This window comes from Bifidobacterium sp. LH_417 (assembly GCF_056357035.1).
Genome location: NZ_JBKEVI010000043.1, coordinates 1 through 937 on the forward strand (window position 1 = coordinate 1; position 937 = coordinate 937).

Annotated in this window: 1 protein-coding gene; it reads right to left on the reverse strand. The window is 70.7% G+C overall.

All coding sequences use genetic code 11. The annotated features are described in order from the left end of the window. Positions 1-937: ISL3 family transposase (locus AC1AYR_RS11740; RefSeq protein WP_476555182.1), on the reverse strand; the 937-nt coding region annotated here is incomplete at both ends.

The window sequence follows — 937 nt, forward strand, 5'->3', positions numbered from 1 at the left end:
GATTCGATGAGCTCGGCCATCATGCCCCGCCCCCTGCGCCGGTCCTCGTGCGCGTAGCAGGAGATGATCTTCTGGTACGCGCCGTGCGCGAGGGCGAGCGGCTTGTTCGCGGGGTCGGCGAGCAGCAGGTCGGCCTTCTCCCGTTGCCTGTCGGTGCGCAGGGACGCTGTCTTGAGCAGGATCCTCCTGCCCTTGTAGAGCGGGTCGTCCTTGGTGCCGCGCCGTCCCGTCCGTTCGCGCTGGAGCCGGCAGCGCACCTCGGTGAGCTTGTCGCCGGCGAGCTTGACGATGTGGAACGGGTCGAGGATCTCCGCGGCGTGCGGCACCTGGCGCGCGGCGGCCTTCTTGTATCCGGCGAACGCGTCCATCGCCACGACCTTCACGTTGTCGCGGAACGATTGCCCGCGTTCGGCCAGCCACCGGGCGAACGCCTTCTCGCTCCTGCCCTCGACCATGTCGAGCAGCCGGGCCGGCCCGCCCGTCCTTCTGGGGGTCAGGTCGACGATGACGGTCACGTACCGGCCGCCCGTGCGGGTGTGCCGCCACACGTGCTCGTCCACGCCGATCGCCTCCACCCCGTCCAGACGCGACGGGTCCGCGACCAGCGTTTCCATGCCCTTGTCCAATACCGCCCGGTTGAGCGCGCCCCACGAACAGGCCAGGTCCTTCGCGCACGCGAGCACGCTCTTCGACTTGAGCACGACCTCGGCGCACGCCCACCACACCGCCTGGTCCGTCAGCCTCCTGCCCTCGCCGGCTATGCGCGTCAGGTCGTCCGTCCATGACCGGACGCACGCCGCGCACTCGTACCGTCTGACGCGCACCATCAGGTGCACCGCGTTCTGGCCGACCGGCACGTGCGCGAAACGGCGCCGCCACGAGGGACGGACACGTCCCGCGGCCCCGCATCCGCCGCAGTACCGGGCGGTCTCGTCCG